The sequence below is a fragment of the Nonomuraea sp. NPDC005692 genome, assembly GCF_040631115.1.
Classification (GTDB): domain Bacteria; phylum Actinomycetota; class Actinomycetes; order Streptosporangiales; family Streptosporangiaceae; genus Nonomuraea.
Map to the genome: position 1 here is coordinate 73,349 of NZ_JBEXYU010000028.1, position 21,026 is coordinate 94,374.

Below are 21,026 nucleotides of genomic sequence, written 5' to 3' on the forward strand. Positions count from 1 at the left end.
CGATCACCAGGTGACGGGCAGTTCGCGGACGCCGTAGAAGACGGCCTGCTGTTTGAACGCCAGCTCCGCCGGCGGCACGGCCGCCGCCAGCGTGGGGACGCGCCGGTGGAGCGTGCCGTGGACGACCTGCAGCTCCACCCGGGCCAGCGACTGCCCCAGGCACTGGTGGGCACCGAACCCGAAGGCGACGTGGTGGCGCACCTCACGGCGGACGTCGAGGACGCCGGGGTCCGGGAAGGCCGACGGATCCCGGTTGGCGGTGCTCTTCACGACGACGATGCCCTCGCCCGCGCGGATCATCGTGCCGCCGACCTCCAGGTCCTCGCGGGCGACGCGGCGGGCCTCGGTGTGGGTGATGGACAGGTAGCGCAGGAGTTCCTCGACGGCGTTGGCCACCAGCGCCGGGTCGCCGTCGCGCACCGCCGCGAGCTGGTCGGGGTGCGCCAGCAGCGCGGCCGTGCCGAGCGCGATCATGTTGGCGGTGGTGTCGTGCCCGGCCACCAGCAGGAGCTGGCCCATCGTGGAGATCTCGGTCAGGGTCATCGCGCCCGTCCGGTACTGCTCCACGGCCAGCCTGCTGAGGACGTCGTCACCCGGCTCGTCGCTCTTCGCCTGCACCAGCGCCTCCAGGTAGTCGTTCAGCTCCTCGGCGGCGGCCAGGGCCCGCGCGGGGTCGCCTTCGTCCATGACGAGCTCGGCCGCCGCCCGCTGGAAGAAGGCCCGGTCCGCGTAGGGCACGCCGAGCAGTTCGCAGATCACCAGCGAGGGGACCGGCAGCGCGACCGCCCGCACCAGGTCGGCCGGGTTGGGACCGGCGAGCAGGTCGTCGATGAGGTCGTCGACGATCCGCTGGATCCTGGGCCGCAGCGCCTCCATCCTCCTGATCGTGAAGTCGGCGGTCAGCAGGCGCCGGTGTGCGGTGTGCTCGGGGGCGTCCATCTGCATCAGCGTCTTCATCCGCGCGTCGCGTGCCCTGCTCACCGCGTTGGTGTGCGGGAAGCCGGGCTCGGCCACGTCGACGCTGACGCGCGGATCGGCGAGCACCGCGCGGACGTCGTCGTAGCGGGTGACCAGCCAGGGGGTGGTGCCGTCCCACAGACGGACGCGTGAGACGGGCGCTTCCGCGCTGCGGCGGGTCAGCTCGGGCGCCGGGTCGAACGGGCGGGCCGCCGCGCGGGGCATCGGGAACGGCACCGGATCCGGCAGGGCATCGGTCATGATCTCTCCTCACCTCGGTCGTGTGGTCCGCGCAGGGGCGATGACGGCCGCCCGGCGGGAACCGTCGTGGTCCGCAGCGCTCATACGTCAAGGCTGTCGTTGAACCAGCCCCGGAGACTTCCGCCCGGAAGCGCCGGAAGGGCGGGCGGAAAGCCTCAAGCGGCGGTGGAACCTGGGCGGACGGTCCATCGGGGTGTGTCGGTGGTCGGGAACAGCCGCCGGCAGTACTTGCCGGCGGCTCAGCACGCCGTGACCGAAGCCGGCGTGATATACAACCAGGGCGAACGCTGGCCCGCATCGACCTTCTGGACACCATCCCGATGGCCGAGCACCTCATCCTCAGCCTGCCCCGCCACCTACTCGACACGTTGCCGGCGCACTTCGCCCTCTGCGAGATCGGTCCGAGAGGAAGGAAGGCATCATGACGATCACGAAAGAGTCGGAGCTCGTCGAGGTCCCGTTCTGGTTCGATCCGCTGTGCCCCTGGGCGTGGGTCACCTCACGCTGGCTGCTGGAGGTCGAGAAGGTCCGGCCGGTGCACGCCGACTGGCGGCTCATGTCGCTGGCCCACCTGAACCTCGTCCAGCGTGGGGGTGAGGGGATGAGCGAGGACTACCGGAACCAGATGGAGAAGGCCTGGGGGCCGGTCCGGGTCTGCGCGGCCGCCGCCGAGCACGCCGGCCGTGAAGTCCTCGGCCCGCTGTACACCGCCATCGGCACCCGGTTCCACAACCAGAAACGTCGCGATGACCCCACAGTCGTGCCCGAAGCCCTCACAGAGCTGGGCCTGCCCGCCGCGTTGGCGGCGGCCGCCGACAGCGAGGAGTTCGACCAGCTCATCAGGGACTCCCACGATGAGGCTTTCAACGAGGTGGGGCTCGATGTCGGGACTCCCGTTCTGCGCATCGGCGGCATGGCCCTGTTCGGCCCGGTGATCAGGCAGGCGCCCCGTGGCGAAGCAGCCGGCCGGCTCTGGGACGGCCTGGTCCTGGTCGCCGGGACGGAGGACTTCTTCGAGCTCAAGCGGAGCCGCGGGCGGAGCGTCAGACCGTCCTTCGACTGAGTGACACCGCAGCCGGCCGGACGCGGTTGACGGGTCCTAACCGCGGGCCGGTACGGCTCGCGCGATGCGCGAGCCGACCAGGCGTTCGGCCTCGTCGAGCGGATACCAGCCCGCATCCGTCACCTCGGACTTCTGGATCGGTCCCATGTCCGCGTGCGTCACGAACGCGTACCCGATGTCGAGGTGATGGTGCGCCGGCTCGCCCTTCTGCGGTCGGGCCGGAACGCGGGCGTACTCGATGTAGACGGGGCTCTGCGACGCCGGCATGACCTGCGCGGGGTCGATCCCGGTCTCCTCCGCCAGCTCGCGCACCGCTGCGTCGATCAGCGAGGCGTCGGCCGCCTCCAGATGGCCGCCGGGCTGCAGCAGGATCCCGTAGGCACGGTGCTCGACAAGCAGGACCTCGGTGCCGTCGCGGACCAGCAGCGCGCCGGCGGTCACATGCATCACGAAATTCCGCCGCGAGGCGAAATCCCGGCCCTCGGACAGCAGGCGGAGCGGCTCGGACAGCAGCGCGGCCTCGTCCGGGAAGCGCGAGAGGTGGTCCCGGACGGCGCTCGATATGTCCGCGTCAGTGATCGCCACAGGTCACTCCCGCGCCTGACCGACGGCGCAGCTCCTGGTGACCGACCGTCGAGACGGGATGAGCGATGGACACCGGCACAGTCTGCTCCTTGACCGAGAGGAGGCTTCGCACCGTACAGGTGCGACCGGTCGGCGCACGCCCGCCACGCCGAACGGACAGGGCAGGCAACTCGCCGGTCCGTCCCGAGTCCTGCTCGCCGGCTGCGCGACGGTTGTCGCCGGTGCGGCGGGCGCGTTCAGTGTTCACGACGTGCGCCGTATGCGCACGACACTAGGCGCCACGCGTCACGGGCAGTCGCAGCACGTCGGTGCCGATGAAGGAGGGGATCGGCTGGAGATCCTGCGGGCCGGTGGCCAGCCGCAGATCGGGAAAACGGTCGAACAGTGCGGGCAGCGCGATGCGCGCCTCCAGCCGGGCCAGCGGCGCGCCCAGGCAATAGTGCATGCCGTGGCCGAAGGCCAGGTGCGCCCGGTCGCGCCGGTCGATGTCGAAGCGGTCAGGCTCGGCATTGACGGCAGGGTCACGCCCGTGAGCGCCGAAGCAGATGAGGATGAGGTCTCCGGCCCGGATGGTGGTCTGCCCGTCCAAGGGGATGTCCGCGGTGGCGTAGCGCATCGGCAGATGCATGACGGGCGGGTGCAGACGCAGACTCTCCTCGATGACGTCGTCCCAGCGTGCGGGATCGCGGCGGACGACGGCGAGCTGCTCGGGGTGGCTGAGCATCGCGATGACGGCGTGGTCGAGCAGGGACACCGTGGTCTCGCTGCCCGCGCCGATCATCAGGAGCAGCGTGCTGACGAGCTCGTCGTCGCTGAGCTGGTCGAGTCCGCTGTCCCTGGCGGCGATCAGCCGGCTGGTCAGGTCGTCGCCGGGCTGAGCTCGCTTGGCCTCGACGAGGCGGTGCATCGAGGCGATCATTTCCTGCTGGACGCGGATCGCCTGCTCGGCTGACAGGCTGGTGTCCAGCACGGCGTCGATGGCGGCCAGCATGGCGGGCCGCTGATCCAGCGGCACCCCGAACAGGTCGCAGATGACCTGGGTGGGGATCTTGTAGGAGTAGCGTGCTCGCAGGTCCAGCGCGTCTCCCGGGGCAGCGGTGCTCAGGTCGCCCAGCAACGTGGTGACGATGGCGGTGATCGGCTGCTGCATCGCCTCCACGCGGCGGGGTGTGAACGCTTTGCCGACCAGGTTCCTCAACCGCTGGTGGTCGGGGTCGTCGGCGGTGAACATGCTCCGCACGTCGACCCAGGCGGTGAGCCAGCCGATCGCGTAGGGGCGGTAGCCGGGCCAGGACTTGCGCGCGTCCTTGGAGACGTGGGGGTTCGTCAGCAGGTGCTTGACGACATCCCCGTCGGTCACCGACCAGGCGGTGAGGTCGCCGGGCAGCTGGACGGGCACGGCCGGTCCGGCGGCGCGTAAGGAGTCGGCCTGCTCATGGATGCGGTGTCCGCTGCTGTCGAGAATCACGGCTGTGGGAGTCACGCATGCCTCCTGTCTGTTTCAGACTCCACAACGTGTCGACGATCGTTTCAAGGGTCCCCGGGGTGATGTGTGGCAGCCCCCTGCTCTCGTGAACAACTCTTAAGATCACTCAGGAACAGCCCCCGAACAGGAAGACCTTGCGCATGCGCACCATCTACGCCGTCACCCATCCCGAGGGCGTACGCGGCCCGGTACCCCGAAAGCCTGGACGCCGTCTTCCTGGACAGCTCCATGGTCATCGGCCGCGACGGGTACGCCGAGCAGCGGTTCGACGCCCGGCTCGACTACCTTGATCTCGTCTGTGCGCGTTCGAGGCCATGCGACGCGCTGCCCGGCAATGCCTCCGGCACCTGGAAGAGGCTGGTGGACCGGCTTCGCGAGCATCCCGACCCGGAGGTGACGCTGCACCAGGTACTCACCCTGCGTGAGCCGGCCGAAGCGGTGCTCGGCCGGGAGGTCGTCGCGGCCGCACATGCCTACCTCGACGGCGCCCCGGCCCCGCTGCGCCGCCTGGCCCGGCTGGCCTCGGCGGCCGAACGTCAGGCCCAAGCCGAGCGGTACTACGAGCGAGAACGCCCGATGGCGCCCTTTCAGCCCACCGACGTCTTCCCCACCGAGGCGGTCGCCGCCCAGGAGTGGTGCATCAACTGGCCGACCCCACGGCACAGCCCGCCGCGCCCGCCCGCCGATGGGTGAGTGCGTACGCGGCATGCTGCGTATCTTCCTGACCACCAAGCGGGTGGTCGACCAGAAATGCACGGTGAGAACTACCGCGCCGTCGGTGCGTTCCCGCAACGGCTCAGGGACGTGGCGCCGCATCCGGCCCCCGAGCTCAGCCCGAGCCGGCGGCGGATCCTCACGGCCACCCTCACGGCCGGGACCGGCCGACGCACCCACAAGGTGACGCTCTCCTGGACAGCGTTCTCCACTCAGCGATCCGTATCCGGCACCGTCGACGGCATCCCCTTCGCGTAGGCCCAGCGCCATGGCCGGACGCGGGCTTCACGGACCCGGAGGGAAGACGCCCTGGCCCGGGGTGAGGATTCCGTCGGGGTCGTAGCGTTCACGCGCCGCCTCGAAGGCGGCCCACGCGGGGCCGTAGTGGGTGCGCCACTCCTCAGGCGTGGTGGGTATGGAGCCGACCGGGTACTGGTAGCCCCCCACGGCCTGGGCGCGCAGGTAGAGGGAACGGTTGGCCGCCACCATGTCCTGCGGGTCCTCGGCTCCGTACGAGGCGGTTCTGAGCAGGGTGAAGAGGAAGACCGTCTCCTCGTCGGGCACGCGCAGCAAGGGCAGGTGCAGGCGGTCGCGGGGGAAGGGATAGAGCAGGAGCACGCCGCTGGCGCCGACCTCGGTCTCGGTCAGGTCCTTGACGACGGCCTCCACGAAGGCGTCGGTGCGGCTCGCGGGCAGGAACATGTTCCACCACGGGTGCGGGCGGTACCACTCGCCCGTGGACTTCAGCTCGGCGACGCCCGGGGCGAGCCGGTTGAGGAAGTCGAAGTAGGACATGTCCTGGATCTGCCGGTCGCCGGGCTGGTCGCCCAGCCCGGCGAGCAGCCTGGCGTCGTCGGGCGGGGTGGTGCCGTCGAAGAAGGCGACCGCTTCGAGCTGGTAACTCCAGCCGGCGGAGCCGGTCGGCAGTTCGAGCTCTCCCTCCACGTAGGCGAAGCGGCCGTCGTCGACCACGCGCCGCTGGTCGGCGGTCAGCGCGGCGACGCTCGGGTAGGTGAGCAGGTAGTGGCGGACCGTCGCGGGGGCGGGCAGCAGGCGCACGGTGGCCCTGGTGATGATGCCGCACTGTCCTCTTCCCGCCAGCACCGCGCGGAAGAGGTCGGGGCGCAGCCGCGCGGAACACCTCCTCAGGGCGGCCTCCCCCGTGACGACCTCCAGCTCCACGACGCCGTCCGCCTGGGATCCGTAGTGGTGGGTCTGGCCGCCGAGACCGCCCACCGAGAGCGTGCCGCCGACCGAGAGCTCCAGGTAGTCGGTGAAGACCGGAGGGGTCAGGCCGTGGGCCAGGGTCGCCTGTGCCAGGCCGCTCCAGAGCGCGCCCGCCTCCACGACGGCCGTGTCCTCCCGCACCTCGATCGCGTTGAGCGGGCTCATGTCGATGATCAGGCCGCCCGCGACCTGGCCCTGGCCGAAGGTGGCGTGTCCCTGGCCGCGCGCGGCCACCTGCAGGTCGTGCGTGCGGCAGTACTTCATCATCAGCATGATGTCCGACACTGCGCCGGGCTCCAGAACGGCCCCTGGGGTCCGATGGACCAGGTGCCCGAAATCGTCGGCCGCCTGGCCGCGCGAGGCGGGATCGGTCACCACCTTGCCCTTCAGCGGCGGCAGGTCGACCATCCCCTGAGACCGGGCGGCGTCGGTGACCCACGTGCGCGTGGACGGGTCGAAGCCGATCACGGCCGCCCCCGCCGTGACCAACGCTCGTCTCCACGAATGCCACGTCATACCCGACCCCCTCGTAGCGCGGTCACGTCGCGTCGATAATCGCCGACGGCACTCGGCGGCGCTACCTGAACGAATCCGGATGACAGCCATAAAAGGGTTACTACGGCCCTTCGGGCTCGACGGGCCGAGCAGGGGCTGGCGGTCACCGCTCCCCCTCCGTGCCGGTCCAGTCGAAGCAGAGCGCTCCGGCCGGTGCGCCGCCGTCCCGCAGGCGTGCGTAGACGGACGCCGCGTCCATGGGGGACACCTGTTCGGAGATCATTCCGGCGGTCCGGAACGTGCCGGAGGAGAGGCGGCGGAAGTACAACCCGGTCACCGCGTCGCGGTTGAGCGGGCCGGCTGACGGGTCGTCGGAGACGAGGTCGGCGTGCGCCCCGAGGATGGTCAGCGAGTCGCTGACCACGCCGGGGCCGAGCATCTGCCGGGACGGCGTGGGCGTGTCACCGAGAAGGACGACCCGGCCCAGCGGGCGGGCCAGCCGTACCGCCTGGGAGAGCACGGCGGGGTTGCCGGTGACGTCGAAGACCACCTCGGCGAGCCGGCCGCCGGTCAGGTCGGCGACGGCGGCGCGGGCGTCGGCCGCGGTGGCCTCGATCAGGTCGCTCGCGCCGCTCGTCCGCGCCAGGTCGAGGCGCCTGGCATCGGTGTCGACGGCGACGACGCGGGAGGCCCCATGCGCGACCGCGTACTGGACGACCAGCTGACCCACCGGGCCGAGTCCCAGGACCACGACGGTCTCGCCCAGGGTGATCGCGGCTCGGGCGGTGCCCGCCGCCGCGGTGACGACGAGGGGCACCCACACCGCTTCCTCGGCCGTCACGCCGCCGGGCAGCAGCCGGACGTCGCGGTCGGCGAGTGTGACCAGTTCCTGGTGAGGCGCGTAGCTTTGCACGCGGTCGCCGGGCCGCAACCTCGTGACGCCTTCGCCGACCGCCTCCACGATCCCGGCCATGCTGTACCCGGGCCGGAAGGGGTAACGCACCCACTCCTCCCAGTTGGTGCCCGGGTCGAACTCGCCACGCAGACAGGCCAGCTCGGTGCCGGGGCTGATCAGCGACAGCGTGGTGCGGCACAGCACCTCGCCGAAGCCCGGAGGAGCGACGTCCTCGCGGGCCACTCGCACCTCGCCCGCTCTCGGGAACTCCACGAACAACGACCTCATTGATCCCTCCCAAGGTGTACGGTCCGGCCGCGGGCCGTGCTCCGGTATGCGGCCCCGATGGCGCGGTGGGCGGTTCAGACCAGTTCGTCCATACGGACGAAGCGGGCACCGGCCGCGCGCAGACCGTCGATGACCAGCGGCAGGGCACGGCCGGTGGCCTTGGTCCATGGATGGAGCAGCACCACGGCGCCGTCGCCGTGCGCGGTGGCCTCCTCGATGACCCGGCGGGCGACGCTCGGCCCGGTGGCCTTGCCGCGCCAGTCGAACGGGTCCACGTGCCAGCTCGTCTCCTGGTAGCCGAGCCGGTCCAGCGCGGACCGGATCGCCGGATCCTCGCTGCCGTCGCCGAACGGGCAGCGGAACCAGGGACGCGGGTCGTGGCCGGTGGCGCGCCGGATGGCGCGTTCGGCGAGCTGGACGTCCCGGTCGAAGGCCTTGGGCGACAGCCAGGTCATCGGCGCGTGGTGATGGGAGTGGTTGCCGATCAGGTGACCACCGGCGGCCAGGTCCTCGGCCAGCGAGGGGTTCGCCTGGGCCCAGCGCCCTTGGACGAACATGGTCCCCACGGCCTCGCGCTCGGTGAGCGTTTCGAGCACGTGCCGGGTGCCGTCGGGGTGAGCGGGCTGGTCGCCGTGCTCGACGTCGAAGGTCAGCGCCACTCGCCAGGGCGCCGGTCGGTTTCGGGGTGACCTCGTCACGCCTTTACCTGCCTCTGATTCGGGGGGGTGCCGCCTTGACAGTGCTTGACAGAGGTAGCGGCTGTGCTCAGTGTTGCTGACAACATTGTCATCAAACAACTGCTTGGCAGGTTCCGGAAGGAAGCGAACGCCCGATGGCCCGCTATCGGCTCGAGGCCGGTCCGATCCCCCTCCACCACCAGGTCTACCTGGACCTGAGCAGCGCGCTCGACGCGGGTGAATGGCAGGCGGGAGACCGCTTGCCGCCGGAAAGAGAGCTGGCCCGCCGCTACGGATGCAGCCTCATCCCGGTACGGCGGGCCCTGGCCGAACTGGCCCGCGAGGGTCGCCTGGAGCGCACCCGCGGTCGCGGCACGTTCGTCCTGCACTCCCGGCTGGAGGTCGACCTGGGCGCCAGCCAGAGCTTCGCCGACCTCATGCACATGCACGGCATGGACCCGGACACCAGGCTGGTCGCGTCCGGGATCGAGAGGCCGGGAGAGATGGTCGCCGCCGCACTGGCCCTGGCCGCCGGCGCGCAGGTCGTCTACCTCGAGCGGCTGCGCATCGCCGACGGCGAGCCGCTGATCCTGGAGCAGGTCTACCTGCCGGCCGACCGCTTCGCCGGGCTGCTCAAACATGACCTCGAACGCAACTCCCTCTACAGCCTGCTGGCCGAGCACTACGGGGCCAGGATCGTGCGCGCCCGCGAGGTCATCGAGCCGGTACGGCTGCGCGCCCACGAGGCCCGCCTGCTCGACCAGCCGGTGGAACGCCCCGCCATGCTCGTCGAGGGCATCGCCTTCGGCCCCGGCGACGAGCCCGTCGAGTTCACCCGCAGTTACGTGAGAGGCGACCGCGCCCGCCTCTCCTACGAACTCTCCATCGCCCGCCCCCCGGACCCCAGCATCGGGAGAGACACGTGAATCGGTTGTCGCACGTCCTGGTCGCGATCGTGTTAGCCGTGGCGGCGGCCGCCTGCGGGGCCGCCGCCCCTCCGAGCGGTGACGCGGAGGTGGAACTGCGCTGGTACTGCTGCCTCGGCACCGGCGAGCAGGCCGAGCAGGTCAAGGCGCAGCAGAAGGTGATCGAGAAGTTCCACGCCGCCCAGCGCAGGATCAGGGTGAAGCTCGAGGTCGTCCCCTACAACTCCGCCCGTGACACGCTCGCCACCCAGATCGCCTCCGGCAACGGGCCCGACCTCGCCGGTCCCGTCGGCGTCGGCGGCGCCGCCGCCTTCCACGGCCGGTGGCTCGATCTGGCTCCCCTCATCAGGTCCAGCGGCTTCGACCTCAGCCCGTACGCCAAGGGCAGCGCCGACCTCTACCGGATCGGCCCCGTGCAGGAGGGGATCCCGTTCGCGATCTACCCGTCGACCCTGTACTACAAGGCCGGCATGTTCGAGGAGGCCGGCCTGGCCGAGCCGCCGCACAAGTACGGCGAGAAGTACACCTGGCCCGACGGCCGCCAGAGCGAGTGGAACTACGACACGCTCAGGGAACTGGCCCTCAGGCTCACCGTCGACAAGAACGGAAAGGACGCCACCCAGGCAGGATTCGACCCCGGCCAGATCGTGCAGTACGGCTTCGAGCCGGCCCGCGACGACCTGCGCTACCAGGGCGCCGCCTTCGCCGCCGGATCACTGGACACGGGCGACGGCAGGACCGTGAAGATCCCCGACGCCTGGGCCGACGCCTGGCACTTCTTCTACGACGGCATGTGGAAGGACCGGTTCATCATGACCGGTCCCGTCTTCGACTCCGAGCAGTTCAACGGGGACGGCGCCAGCTTCTTCTCCGGGCACGTCGCGATGAGCGTCAACTTCCTGTGGTCCACCTACGGCGTGGCCGGCGCCGGCGACGACTGGGACCTGGCCGCGATGCCCTCGTACGACGGCAGGACCACCTCCCCCACCAGCGCGGACACCTTCCGGATCCTGGCCGGCAGCAAGCACCCCGCCGAGGCCTTCGAGTTCCTGACCTACCTGGTCGGCCCGGCCTCCCAGGAACTGCTCTCCGCATACGGCGCGATGCCCGCCCGCACCGCCTACCAGGACGCCTTCTTCGCCAAGCTGGCCGAGCAGTTCACCCACAAGGTCGACTGGCAGGTCGCCAAGGACAGCGTGGCGTTCGCCGACAACCCGCACTCCGAGTCGTACACGCCCAAGTACAACCAGACGCTCACCATCCTCGGCACCTACCGGAGCCGCTGGATGACCAAGGGCGGGCTCGACATGAACGCCCAGCTCAAAGAGATGCGCCAGGAGATCCAGGACGTGTGGAACCGCTCGTGAAGGGCCGGACGACGTCCCGGACGGCCCGCCGGGAGGCCCGGTACGGGTTCCTGTTCGTCCTGCCGTGGATCACCGGGTTCCTCGCCTTCACGGCACTTCCGATGGCGGCCACGTTCGTCTTCACCTTCCTCAACGTCTCTCTGGCCGAGCAGGAGCCGCTGATGTTCGTCGGCCTGGCGAACTACCAGCGCCTCTTCGCCGACCAGCAGGCGTGGGCCTCGCTGTGGGTGACCGCCCGTTTCGCCCTGCTCTGGCTGCCGCTGGTCATCGCCCTGCCGTTCCTGCTCGCGGTCGCGGTCAACAGCGGGTACGTGCGCGGCGCCGGGCTGTTGCGGGTGCTGCTGTTCATGCCGTACGTGGTGCCGTTCGTGGCCGGCGCACTGATCTGGCAGAACATGCTGGTCGACGACGGATGGATCAACACCGCGCTGCGCCGGCTCGGCGTGGGCGGCGCGCCCAGCTGGCTGAGCGACCCCGCCTGGGTGATCCCCGGGCTCGTCATGATCGGCCTGTGGGGGCTCGGCTCGGGCATCATCATCAACCTGGCGGGGCTGCGCGGCATCCCCACCGCGTTGTACGACGCCGCCCGGCTCGACGGCGCCGGATGGTGGCGCCGGCTGTGGCACGTGACGATCCCGATGATGTCACCGGTGATCTTCTACACGATGATTCTCGCGGTCGTCGAGGTCATGCAGTACTTCCTCATCCCGCTGGTGCTTTTCGACGGCAGCGGCGACCCCGGCGGCGCGACCCGGTTCTTCAACCTCTACCTGTACCAGACCTTCTTCACCTATCAGGAGATGTCCTACGGCTCGACGCTGGCGTGGCTGCTGTTCGTCATCACCCTCATCGTGACCCTGGTGCTGTTCCGGCTGTCCAGGCGCTGGGTCCACTACACGAGTGAGAGGTGACCCGGTGACCCCGTACCCGGCCCGCCGCATCCGGACGGCGCTGATGACGATCGTGATGTTCGGCATCGTCGCGGCGTTCCTGTCGCCTCTCGTGCAGATGACGCTGTCGTCGCTGAAGAGCGAGCGGCAGGTCAGCCAGGCGCACGCGCCGCTGCTGCCGTCCGACCCGCGCACCTTCACCCATGAGGGCCGGCGCTACGACGTGTACCGGGTGCCGGTCGACGGCGCGGTCCGCGAACTCGCCCTGGTGAAGAAGGGGCGCGCGGAGAGCGAGTTCGTCGACCCGGCGGCGCCCGAGAAGGGGACCGTCACCTGGCGCGGCTCCTGGCGCACCCTCGACCCCAGCTGGACCCTGGCGCCGCAATGGTCGAACTACGCCGCGGTCTGGAAGCTCATCGACTTCCCCCGGCTGCTGCTCAACACCATCGCCCTGGCGGTGATCAGCACGATCGGGACCGTTCTGTCGTGCACGCTGGTCGCCTATGGCTTCGCCCGCTTCCGCTTCCCCGGCCGCGGACCGCTGTTCACCCTGCTCATCGCCACGATCTTCCTGCCCGCCACGGTGACGCTGATCCCGACATATACCGTCTTCGCGCAGATCGGATGGGTCGGCACCTGGCTGCCGCTGCTCGTGCCGGCCTTCTTCGCCAACGCCTACAGCGTCTTCCTGCTACGGCAGTACTTCCTCACCATCCCCCGCGAGATGGACGAAGCGGCCTCGATCGACGGCGCCGGACCGCTGCGCACGCTGCGTTCGGTGATCGTGCCGCAGGCGTGGCCGGCGATCACCGCCGTCACCCTGTTCAACTTCGTCTACACCTGGAACGACTACTTCACCCCGCTCGTCTACCTCTCCGGCCGGCCCGAGCTCCAGCCGCTGCAGGTGGGCCTGGCCGCCTTCAACGGCCTGTACTCGACGAAACCCGCCTACATCCAGGCCGGCGCCATGATGACGATCGCCGTACCAGTGATCATCTTCGTCTGTTTCCAGCGCACGTTCGTGCGCGGCATCATGAGCACGGGAGTGGAGAAATGAACCCGGCGGCCGAACTCCCGCCCATGGTGATGTTTAAACCGTTTGCCCCTGACCTGGCCCTTCGGCTACCACTTGACCCATGTTGACCGGAGATCTCGTCCGCCTGCGCGCCCTCGAACCCGCTGACAGCGAACCCATGTGGCGCTGGTACCACGACCCGGAGGTGGGCCGCTGGATGAACAGCGCTCCGCCCATCTCCCTGGCCCAGAACATGGCCAAGGGCCTGGACCGCCCCCGTAACACCTTCGAGCAGATGCTCCTGGGCATCGAACCCCTCGACGACCCTCGGCTGATCGGCTACGCCTCCCTGGGCGACACCGACTTCGTGGCCCGCGACATCACCCTGCAGAGCTTCGCCATCGGCGACCGCGACGCCTGGGGCAAGGGTTACGCCACCGACGCCCTCCGGGTGGCGTGCCGGTTCGTGTTCGAGGAGGCCGGCATGCACCGCGTCACCCTCTGGGTGGCCGCCGAGAACACCGCCGCCGTCCGGGCCTACGAGCGCGTGGGCTTCGTCCAGGAGGGCCGCAAGCGGGAGTCCTTCCGGACCGGGGGCAAGTTGTACGACTACCTGATGATGGGGCTGCTGGCGAGCGAACTCACCGGCTGAGGGTTCCGGAAACTGACCGGACCGCACGTCGGGGAAGGCCTGATGGCGAGGCGCGCCGAGGTCGCCGCCGTGCCGGGTGGTCAGACGGCGCAGGTGGTGTCCTCGCGTGATCACCACCCGGTCGGAGGCGTCCTGCCGGCCCTCGGCGCGGAAGGTGCTGTATCCGCGGACCTCGCACAGGAACCTTCTCTCCGCCCCGGTCAGCCAGGTGACCGCGCCGGACGAACGCCCGTACCGTGAGCAGGACCAGGGGCGGGGGCGCCAGGAAGTACAGGCCACAGCCCGCCTGTGCGCTCACCATCTCCGGCGGCCCCCCCACGCGCCCATGCACCCCGGTCCGTACGCCCGCGTGCCGGCCGGCCAGGGCCAGGGCGAGCAGCGGCGCGCCGCCGAAGTCGAAGATCGGGAGTTCCCAGAGCGGGAGGCCCTGGATCAGGGTGTGGATCCGGACAGCGGCGACCGGATCAGGTCGTGGAGGCCGGGAGCGAGTGCGGTGGGCGTGGCCGCACCCCATGAAGCCCATGATCGTCGGGACACGGGAGGGAACACTGGAGGAGCGGTCCGGCAGGGAGGAAGAGCCTGGCGGTCAGGAGGTGGTGACGAGGAAGCGGTGGAGGCCGCGGCCCACCCAGCGGTCGCGATGGTCCGGCGGCTCGGCCGCGGACAGCGCCGGGAAACGCCGCAGGAGCAGCGGCAGCGCTATGCGGGCCTCCATGCGCGACAGCGGCGCCCCCAGGCAGAAGTGCGGCCCGGCGCCGAAGCTGAGCGGCTGGACGTCCGGCCGGTCCGGGTCGAAGCGGGCCGGGTCGGGGAAGCGGCGCGGGTCCCGGTTGCCGGCGGCGAGCATGAGGACGACCTTCGTCCCGCCCGGCACCGAGACGCCGGAGATGTCGGTCGCCGTCTCGGCCCACCGGCTGGTCGCCTGGACGGGCGCCTCGAACCGCAGGACCTCCTCCACGTACGCGTTGGCGAACCCCGGCTCCTCGCGCAGCCGCGCCGCCTGGCCCGGATGCTCGAACGCCAGCCGCAGCCCGTGCCCGAGCAGGAAGCTCGTCGTCTCGAACCCGGCGGTCAGCAGCAGCATGAGGTTGCCGACCAGCTCGTCGTGGCTGAGCCGGGTGCCGTCGTCGTGGGCGCGTACGAGCGCGGTCAGCATGTCGTCGGCGGGGTGGCGGCGGCGGTCGTCGATCAGCTCGCCGAAGTAGCCGGCCAGCTCGTCCATGGCCTTGTCGGCGATGGACAGCCTGGAGACGTTGGTGATGCCCTCCAAGGCGATCGTCAGGTCCGAGGCGACCTGGCGGAACCACTTCTGGTCGTCCTCGGCCACGCCGATGAGCGCGCTGATGACGGCGATCGGCAGCCGGGAGGCGAACTCGGCGATGTAGTCGACGGGCGTGCCGCCCGCGCCGAGGTCGGCCAGCCGGTCCAGCAGCCGGTGGACCATCCGCTCGACCGACTCCTGCATCCCGGCCACGCGGGCGGGCGTGAAGCCGCTGCTGACCAGGCGCCGGGTCTGGGTGTGGCCGGGCGGGTTGCGGTACAGCATGGAGTCGGTGTAGCCGCGCAGCGAGGAGTGCGAGCGCCAGGCGGGATAGATGTGGTCGTACCCGGCGGCGTCCTGGACGCGGAGGCGGTTGTCGCGCAGCGCGCGGTTGATCTCGGCGTAGCCGACGGCGACGGTGAGACCTGGGCGTACCGGGACGACCGGGCCGTGGGCGCGCAGCAGCTCGTACAGCGGGTAGGGGTCGCGGCGGCCCTCGGGGGCGACCAGGGCGGCGACGATCTCGGCGGGGGTCACGGGCGTGCCACCAGCCGGACGATCCGCAGCGCGCCCGCCGGGTGCACCGAGGCGACCTCCAGGCCGCAGCGATCGGCCAGGGCCCGCAGGTCGGCGACGGCGCGCTCGCGGCCGCCGTAGTAGACGAGCATGCGCAGGTCCATCCCGGTACGCGGCGACTCGCCGTCGGGGCCGAAGTCCTCCACCACGAAGACCGAGCCGCCCGGCCCGGCCGCCTCGGCGCAGCGGCCCAGGATGACGGCGGCGTCGTCGTCGCTCCAGTCGTGCAGGATCCACGACAGCAGGTAGCCGTCGGCGCCCGGCGGCAGCGGGTCGAAGAAGCTGCCCCCCACGGCCTCGCCGCGGCCGGACAGGCCGGCGGCCGCCAGCGCCGCGGCGGCGGCCCGCGCGGTGGCGGGCTGGTCGACGACCGTGCCGCGCAGGCCGGGGTAGGCGGTGAGCAGCGCGATGAGCAGGGATCCGTCGCCGCCGCCGACGTCGACGATCCGGCCGAGGCTCCCCCAGTCGTAGCCGGCCACGATGGCGGGGGCCCGGCCGGGGACCTCGGCGGCCATGCGCGCGTCGAACGCGGCGGCGCGGGCCGGGTCGGCGGCCAGGTCCGCCCAGAAGGAGCGGCCGAACTGGCGGGGGAAGGCCGCCTCGCCGGTGCGCACGCTGTGCAGCAGGTGGGCGAAGGCCAGCTCGGCCCGGCCCTCCCAGCTCTCGATGTCCAGCATGGCGCGCATCCCGGCCGGATGGTCGTCGCGCAGCTCCTCGCCGATGGCGGTCAGCGTGTATCTGCCGTCGTCGTCTCGGCCGAGCACTCCCCTGGCGGCCAGGTAGCGCATGAGGCGCTCCAGCACACCGGGGTCGGCGCCCACGGCGGGGGCGAGTTCGGCGCCGGTGGCCGGCGCCTTGGCGAGCCGGTCGGCGATCCTCAGCGTCGCTGCCACCCGGATCGCCATCGGGGTTCCGAGGTGGGCCAGCGCCCACAGGCGATGCTCCGTCACGCGGTCATCGTCACATCGGGGCGCGCGTACGGGCACCTTCCAGAATGCCGCCCGCGCCCGCGCCGGCGGAACAGCGCACATCGCGAGATGGCCGCCGCGGGCCCGGGTGCCACGCTGAGGATGCACCGTGCTGCCTGCCCTGGGAGATGTCCGATGCCCGATGCCGCGCCGAAGACCCGCCCGCTCACGGGCAGCGAGTACGTCGAGAGCCTGCGTGACGATCGTGAGATCTACCTCTACGGTGACCGCGTCAAGGACGTCACCGAGCACCCGGCCTTCCACAACCCGGTGCGGATGACCGCCAGGCTCTACGACGCCCTCCACGCCGACGGCACCCGTGAGCTGCTGACCTGCCCCACCGACAGCGGCGGCGAGGGTTACACGCACCGCTTCTTCACCACCCCGCGCACGGTCGAGGACCTGGTCGCCGACCAGCGGGCCATCGCGACGTGGGCCAGGATGAGCTACGGCTGGATGGGCCGCAGCCCCGACTACAAGGCCTCCTTCCTCGGCACGCTCGGCGCCAACGCCGGCTTCTACGCGCCCTTCGACGGCAACGCCCGCCGCTGGTACCGCGAGTCGCAGGAGAAGGTGCTGTTCTGGAACCACGCGATCGTGCACCCGCCGGTCGACCGCAACCGGCCGCCGGACGAGGTCAACGACGTCTACGTGCACGTCGAGCGGGAGACCGACGCGGGGCTCGTGGTGAGCGGCGCGAAGGTGGTGGCGACCGGCTCGGCGCTGACGCACTACAACTTCATCGCCCACTACGGCCTGCCGGTCAAGAAGCGCGAGTTCGCGCTGGTGGCCACCGTGCCGATGGACGCGCAGGGCCTGAAGCTGATCTGCCGCCCGTCCTACGGCATGGCCGCGGCGCTGACCGGCGGCCCGTTCGACTACCCGCTCTCCTCCCGGCTGGACGAGAACGACAGCATCCTCGTCCTGGACAAGGTGCTCATCCCCTGGGAGAACGTGTTCATCTACGGCGACCTCGGCAAGGCGCAGCTGTTCACCGGCCAGTCGGGCTTCACCGAGCGGTTCACCTTCCACGGCTGCACCCGGCTGGCGGTCAAGCTGGAGTTCATCGCCGGGCTGCTGGTCAGGGCGCTGGAGATCACCGGCACCAAGGACTTCCGCGGCGTGCAGACCCGGATCGGCGAGGTGCTGGCCTGGCGCAACCTGTTCTGGGCGCTGTCGGACGCCGCCGCCCGCAACCCGGTGGAGTGGCGCAACGGCGCCCTGCTGCCCAACCCGCAGTACGGCCTGGCCTACCGCTGGTTCATGCAGATCGGCTACCCGCGGATCAAGGAGATCATCCTTCAGGACGTGGCCAGCGGGCTCATCTACGTCAACTCCGGCGCGGCCGACTTCAAGAACCCCGACATCCGCCCGTACCTGGACAAATACCTGCGGGGCTCGGACGGCACCGACGCCGAGGGCCGCGTCAAGGTGATGAAGCTGCTGTGGGACGCGATCGGCTCGGAGTTCGGCGGCCGCCACGAGCTCTACGAGCGCAACTACGGCGGCAACCACGAGAACACCCGGGTCGAGCTGCTGTTCTCGCAGATGGCCGGCGGCCAGCTCGACGAGTACGCGGCCTTCGTCGACCGCTGCCTCGGCGAGTACGACCTGGACGGCTGGACGGTGCCCGACCTGTCCTCCTTCGAGGAGCTGCGGCGCACCGGCACCGGCTGACCTGCTCGACCCAACCCTGACAAGAGAAGGGCGGACCACCCATGCGTCCATTCCGCATCGACATCCCCGAGGCCGAGCTGGCCGACCTGCACCGCAGGATCGACGCCACCCGCTGGCCGGACGAGCTGCCCGGCACCGGCTGGGAGCGCGGCGTGCCGCTGGGCTACCTCAAGGAGCTGGCCGACCACTGGCGGCACGGCTTCGACTGGCGGGCGGCCGAGGCCGAGCTGAACCGGCACCCGCAGTTCGTGACCGAGATCGACGGCGCCGACGTGCACTTCCTGCACGTGCGCTCGCCGGAGCCGCAGGCCGTGCCGCTGCTGCTGACGCACGGCTGGCCGGGCTCGGTCGCCGAGTTCCTGGACGTGATCGGGCCGCTCACCGACCCGCGCGCGCACGGCGGCGACCCGGCCGACGCCTTCCACCTGGTCATCCCGTCGATCCCGGGGTTCGGGTTCTCGGGGCACACCAGGGAGGCGGGCTGGCATCCGTACCGGGTGGCGCTGGCGTGGGCCGAGCTGATGCGCCAGCTGGGCTACGACCGCTACCTGGCGCAGGGCGGCGACGCGGGCGCGGTGATCTCGCTGGAGCTGGCCAGGCTGGCCCCCGAGCACGTGATCGGCGCGCACGTCAACATGCTGATGGCCTTCCCGTCGGGCGATCCGGCCGAGCTGGCCGGCCTGACGCCCGCCGAGCAGGGGCGGCTGGCCGGGCTGGCCCGGTTCGACGAGGAGCTGTCGGGCTACATGAAGCTGCAGTCCACCCGCCCGCAGACGCTGGCGTACGCGCTCACCGACTCGCCCGTGGGGCAGCTGGCCTGGATCGTGGAGAAGTTCCACGACTGGACGGACTCCGACAAGGCGCCCGAGGACGCCGTGGACCGGGACCGGATGCTGACCAACGTGTCGATCTACTGGCTGACCGCGACCGCCGGGTCGTCGGCGCGCTTCTACTACGAGGGCGCGGCGGGGCTGAAGATGGCCGCCGAGGGGCACCGGCCGCCGCCCATCACCGTGCCCGTGGGCGTGGCGGTCTTCCCCAGGGACATCTTCGTGCCGGTGCGCCGGCTGGCCGACCGGGACGTCCCGACGATCAGCCACTGGACCGAGTTCGAGCGGGGCGGCCACTTCGCCGCCATGGAGCAGCCGGAGCTGCTGGTGGGCGACGTCCGCGCGTTCGCCCGCTCGCTGAGGTAGCCGTACGGATGAAAGGGACGCCGGCGGGGATCCGCCGGCGTCCCCTTCGTCGTTCGGACGGGGTCAGGGCTTGAGCAGCGGCACCTGCGGGCGCTGCTCGGGGGCGGCGGCCGGCGCGGGGCCGGCGCCGCTCTGGCACAGGACCCGCAGCATGAGCGCGGGCCGCATGAGCGTCTGCGGCGGGTCCACGAGCCCGGCCACCCGCATGAACGCGGCCGTGACCGCGCCGTCGCGAGCCGCCGCGGCGTGCAGGCGCGCCATGTAGGCGTTGCCGATGCGCACCTTGGCGGTACGCCGCCCCTCCACCCCGGGGAAGGCGAGGTCGGCGCCGGCGGAGATGTCCCACGGGACGTCGATGACCCGTGAGATGTCCCTGAAGAAGGCCTGCCAGGGCGGCACGGCGCCCGCCTGGAGGTGCTCGCGCAGGATCATCGCCTCCATGGCGGCGACGGTCATGCCCTGGCCGTAGACGGGGTTGAAGCTGCACACGCCGTCGCCCAGCACCAGCAGGCCGTCGGGGAAGGCGGGCAGACGTTCGTAGCGGCGCCGCACGCTGGCCGGGAAGGTGAAGGTGACGCCCTCGTCGAGCGGTTCGGCGTCGCGGACGGCGTCGTAGACGTCGGGCACGGGCAGGGATTTGGCGAAGGCGAGGAAGCCCTCCAGGTCCGCCGGCGGGTGGTCGCCCAGGATGCCGGTGAGGGAGAGCATGCTCATGTCGCCGGGCAGCTTGGGGAAGAACGCGCCGCGCGGGTTCGCGGGCGAGGCGACGGGGTTGATCGACAGGTCCTCGCCGTACGGGTCGCGGCGCAGGCGGAAGTGGCGGGTGGTGTAGGCCAGGCCGATCTTGACGCGGTCCTCGTCCGGCCGGGGGAAGCCGAGCTCCTGGAGCCAGGCGGGGGTGCGCGAGCCGCGGCCCGTCGCGTCCACCAGCAGGTCGCAGGCCAGGTGCTGCTCGACGCCGTCCGTCCCGCGCACGCGGACGCCGGTGACCCGGTCGCGGGCCGGCGTCGCGGTCGGCCCGAGGATGTCGGTGCGCTCCAGGAAGCGCACGTTGGGCAGGGCCGAGACCCGGTTCCTGACCTGCTCCTCCAGGACGGGCCTGGTGGCCGAGACGCTGATCAGGCCGGTGGGGGCCGGGCGCAGCCGGCGGCCGTTGAAGTACCAGCGCAGGCTGGTGGCGAGGTCTCCGGCGGGCACCCCGTCGTCGATCATCTGCTGGGTGAGGCCGGGGAACAGCTCGTCCAGGATCTGCTGGCCGCGGGCCAGCAGGGCGTGGGCGTGGCAGCCGTGCGGCACGCCCCGGCGCGGGCCCGCCGCGCCGGTCAGCGTGTCCCGGTCCACCAGCAGGACCTCGGCGCAGTGCTCGGCGAGCACGCGCGCGGCCAGCAGCCCCGCCATGCCTCCGCCGAGCACCACCGCGCGCTGTGCGACGTGAGCGGCCATCTCAGTCACGCGGGCTGTTCTGGTAGGCGGCCAGCTTCCACTGCCCGTCGCGGCGGACGGCCAGCCAGGAGGCGCGGACCGCGCGCTCGGGGGCGACCTCGCTCTCGCCGGCCGCCAGCACGCCGCCCTCGGTGGTCAGCAGGCAGACGTCCTCCGCGAGGAAACGCAGGTCGATGGGCTGCCCGGTGACCTGGGTGCCCTGGTACGGCCCGGCGAAGGCGTGGGTCATGAAGGCGCGGATCTCGGCCTGGCCCTTGCGGTACACGCCGGGCAGGATCATGGAGCCGTCCTGCGTGAAGACGGCGGCGAACGCCTCGGCGTCGTGGGCGGCCCAGGCGGCGATGATCTGCTGCGGCAGGGCGGCGACGGCGAGGGTCTGGTCGGGGGCCGACACGGTGGTCATGGCG

20 protein-coding genes are annotated in these 21,026 nt (G+C 71.2%); 10 read left to right on the forward strand and 10 right to left on the reverse strand.

Annotation, left to right across the window (positions count from 1 at the left end; all coding sequences use genetic code 11):
- Positions 1-3: 3 nt before the first annotated feature.
- Positions 4-1,218 (reverse strand): cytochrome P450, encoded by a 1,215-nt coding sequence (locus ABZ459_RS39460; protein ID WP_357981932.1) that lies wholly within the window; start codon positions 1,216-1,218, stop codon positions 4-6.
- A gap of 421 nt (positions 1,219-1,639) precedes the next feature.
- On the opposite strand from ABZ459_RS39460, the gene ABZ459_RS39465 reads away from it, so the two are divergent.
- Positions 1,640-2,281 carry a DsbA family protein gene (locus ABZ459_RS39465; protein ID WP_357981935.1) on the forward strand — a complete coding sequence of 214 codons (642 nt, stop codon included), beginning with the start codon at positions 1,640-1,642 and terminating at the stop codon, positions 2,279-2,281.
- Between the two features lie 36 nt (positions 2,282-2,317).
- Here the strand turns inward: ABZ459_RS39465 and ABZ459_RS39470 are convergent, their stop codons facing one another.
- Complete coding sequence (locus ABZ459_RS39470) at positions 2,318-2,866, reverse strand: NUDIX domain-containing protein (RefSeq protein ID WP_357981938.1); 549 nt, start codon at positions 2,864-2,866, stop codon at positions 2,318-2,320.
- A gap of 271 nt (positions 2,867-3,137) precedes the next feature.
- Positions 3,138-4,349, reverse strand: coding sequence for a cytochrome P450 (locus ABZ459_RS39475; protein WP_357981941.1), 1,212 nt, complete (start codon positions 4,347-4,349; stop codon positions 3,138-3,140).
- Positions 4,350-4,580: 231 nt separating this feature from the next.
- Between ABZ459_RS39475 and ABZ459_RS39480 the strand changes: the two genes are divergently transcribed.
- A complete protein-coding gene (locus ABZ459_RS39480) occupies positions 4,581-5,045 on the forward strand; it encodes a hypothetical protein (protein ID WP_357981944.1) in 465 nt (154 codons plus the stop codon).
- Between the two features lie 57 nt (positions 5,046-5,102).
- Positions 5,103-5,324, forward strand: coding sequence for a hypothetical protein (locus tag ABZ459_RS39485; RefSeq protein ID WP_357981947.1), 222 nt, complete (start codon positions 5,103-5,105; stop codon positions 5,322-5,324).
- A 27-nt stretch (positions 5,325-5,351) separates the two neighbouring features.
- Here ABZ459_RS39485 and ABZ459_RS39490 read toward each other — a convergent pair whose 3' ends face one another.
- From ABZ459_RS39490 to ABZ459_RS39500, 3 genes are all read right to left on the reverse strand, one after another.
- The gene (locus tag ABZ459_RS39490) at positions 5,352-6,809 is read right to left on the reverse strand and encodes an FAD-binding protein (protein WP_357981950.1); all 1,458 of its coding nucleotides are present in this window, start codon (positions 6,807-6,809) and stop codon (positions 5,352-5,354) included.
- 142 nt (positions 6,810-6,951) lie between these two features.
- On the reverse strand, positions 6,952-7,971 hold the full coding sequence (locus ABZ459_RS39495) for a zinc-binding dehydrogenase (protein ID WP_357981953.1): 1,020 nt from the start codon (positions 7,969-7,971) through the stop codon (positions 6,952-6,954).
- Between the two features lie 74 nt (positions 7,972-8,045).
- Positions 8,046-8,630: a polysaccharide deacetylase family protein gene (locus tag ABZ459_RS39500; protein ID WP_357981956.1), complete on the reverse strand. Its 585-nt coding sequence runs from the start codon at positions 8,628-8,630 to the stop codon at positions 8,046-8,048.
- A gap of 173 nt (positions 8,631-8,803) precedes the next feature.
- Between ABZ459_RS39500 and ABZ459_RS39505 the strand changes: the two genes are divergently transcribed.
- From ABZ459_RS39505 to ABZ459_RS39525, 5 genes are all read left to right on the forward strand, one after another.
- Positions 8,804-9,574: a GntR family transcriptional regulator gene (locus ABZ459_RS39505; protein WP_357981959.1), complete on the forward strand. Its 771-nt coding sequence runs from the start codon at positions 8,804-8,806 to the stop codon at positions 9,572-9,574.
- A complete protein-coding gene (locus tag ABZ459_RS39510; RefSeq protein WP_357981963.1) occupies positions 9,571-10,941 on the forward strand; it encodes an extracellular solute-binding protein in 1,371 nt (456 codons plus the stop codon). The genes ABZ459_RS39505 and ABZ459_RS39510 overlap by 4 nt, the downstream gene beginning before the upstream one ends.
- On the forward strand, positions 10,926-11,852 hold the full coding sequence (locus ABZ459_RS39515; RefSeq protein WP_357981966.1) for a sugar ABC transporter permease: 927 nt from the start codon (positions 10,926-10,928) through the stop codon (positions 11,850-11,852). Before ABZ459_RS39510 ends, ABZ459_RS39515 begins: the two co-directional genes overlap by 16 nt.
- 4 nt (positions 11,853-11,856) lie before the next feature.
- Positions 11,857-12,888 carry a carbohydrate ABC transporter permease gene (locus ABZ459_RS39520; RefSeq protein ID WP_357981969.1) on the forward strand — a complete coding sequence of 344 codons (1,032 nt, stop codon included), beginning with the start codon at positions 11,857-11,859 and terminating at the stop codon, positions 12,886-12,888.
- A gap of 79 nt (positions 12,889-12,967) precedes the next feature.
- Entirely contained in the window at positions 12,968-13,498 is a 531-nt protein-coding gene (locus ABZ459_RS39525; protein ID WP_357981972.1) for a GNAT family protein, read from the forward strand.
- A gap of 586 nt (positions 13,499-14,084) precedes the next feature.
- Here the strand turns inward: ABZ459_RS39525 and ABZ459_RS39530 are convergent.
- Positions 14,085-15,296, reverse strand: a complete 1,212-nt coding sequence (locus tag ABZ459_RS39530; RefSeq protein ID WP_357981975.1) for a cytochrome P450 — start codon at positions 15,294-15,296, stop codon at positions 14,085-14,087.
- The gene (locus ABZ459_RS39535; RefSeq protein WP_357981978.1) at positions 15,293-16,285 is read right to left on the reverse strand and encodes a methyltransferase; all 993 of its coding nucleotides are present in this window, start codon (positions 16,283-16,285) and stop codon (positions 15,293-15,295) included. The genes ABZ459_RS39530 and ABZ459_RS39535 overlap by 4 nt, the downstream gene beginning before the upstream one ends.
- 153 nt (positions 16,286-16,438) lie before the next feature.
- On the opposite strand from ABZ459_RS39535, the gene ABZ459_RS39540 reads away from it, so the two are divergent.
- Both ABZ459_RS39540 and ABZ459_RS39545 read left to right on the forward strand, forming a co-directional pair.
- A complete protein-coding gene (locus ABZ459_RS39540) occupies positions 16,439-17,980 on the forward strand; it encodes a 4-hydroxyphenylacetate 3-hydroxylase N-terminal domain-containing protein (RefSeq protein WP_357981981.1) in 1,542 nt (513 codons plus the stop codon).
- Between the two features lie 41 nt (positions 17,981-18,021).
- Complete coding sequence (locus ABZ459_RS39545) at positions 18,022-19,176, forward strand: epoxide hydrolase family protein (protein ID WP_357981984.1); 1,155 nt, start codon at positions 18,022-18,024, stop codon at positions 19,174-19,176.
- Positions 19,177-19,239: 63 nt separating this feature from the next.
- Here ABZ459_RS39545 and ABZ459_RS39550 read toward each other — a convergent pair whose 3' ends face one another.
- Both ABZ459_RS39550 and ABZ459_RS39555 read right to left on the reverse strand, forming a co-directional pair.
- Complete coding sequence (locus ABZ459_RS39550; RefSeq protein ID WP_357982125.1) at positions 19,240-20,619, reverse strand: FAD-dependent oxidoreductase; 1,380 nt, start codon at positions 20,617-20,619, stop codon at positions 19,240-19,242.
- A 1-nt stretch (position 20,620) separates the two neighbouring features.
- Positions 20,621-21,022 carry an SgcJ/EcaC family oxidoreductase gene (locus ABZ459_RS39555; RefSeq protein WP_357981987.1) on the reverse strand — a complete coding sequence of 134 codons (402 nt, stop codon included), beginning with the start codon at positions 21,020-21,022 and terminating at the stop codon, positions 20,621-20,623.
- Positions 21,023-21,026 lie beyond the last annotated feature (4 nt).

What these genes read in the sequence shown, in the direction of transcription:
- ABZ459_RS39460 (WP_357981932.1), bottom strand. Translation starts at nt 1,218, where the DNA reads ATGACCGATGCCCTGCCGGATCCGGTGCCGTTCCCGATGCCCCGCGCG.
- ABZ459_RS39465 (WP_357981935.1), top strand. Translation starts at nt 1,640, where the DNA reads ATGACGATCACGAAAGAGTCGGAGCTCGTCGAGGTCCCGTTCTGGTTC.
- ABZ459_RS39480 (WP_357981944.1), top strand. Translation starts at nt 4,581, where the DNA reads ATGGTCATCGGCCGCGACGGGTACGCCGAGCAGCGGTTCGACGCCCGG.
- ABZ459_RS39485 (WP_357981947.1), top strand. Translation starts at nt 5,103, where the DNA reads ATGCACGGTGAGAACTACCGCGCCGTCGGTGCGTTCCCGCAACGGCTC.
- ABZ459_RS39490 (WP_357981950.1), bottom strand. Translation starts at nt 6,809, where the DNA reads ATGACGTGGCATTCGTGGAGACGAGCGTTGGTCACGGCGGGGGCGGCC.
- ABZ459_RS39495 (WP_357981953.1), bottom strand. Translation starts at nt 7,971, where the DNA reads ATGAGGTCGTTGTTCGTGGAGTTCCCGAGAGCGGGCGAGGTGCGAGTG.
- ABZ459_RS39505 (WP_357981959.1), top strand. Translation starts at nt 8,804, where the DNA reads ATGGCCCGCTATCGGCTCGAGGCCGGTCCGATCCCCCTCCACCACCAG.
- ABZ459_RS39525 (WP_357981972.1), top strand. Translation starts at nt 12,968, where the DNA reads ATGTTGACCGGAGATCTCGTCCGCCTGCGCGCCCTCGAACCCGCTGAC.
- ABZ459_RS39540 (WP_357981981.1), top strand. Translation starts at nt 16,439, where the DNA reads ATGCCCGATGCCGCGCCGAAGACCCGCCCGCTCACGGGCAGCGAGTAC.
- ABZ459_RS39545 (WP_357981984.1), top strand. Translation starts at nt 18,022, where the DNA reads ATGCGTCCATTCCGCATCGACATCCCCGAGGCCGAGCTGGCCGACCTG.
- ABZ459_RS39550 (WP_357982125.1), bottom strand. Translation starts at nt 20,619, where the DNA reads ATGGCCGCTCACGTCGCACAGCGCGCGGTGGTGCTCGGCGGAGGCATG.
- ABZ459_RS39555 (WP_357981987.1), bottom strand. Translation starts at nt 21,022, where the DNA reads ATGACCACCGTGTCGGCCCCCGACCAGACCCTCGCCGTCGCCGCCCTG.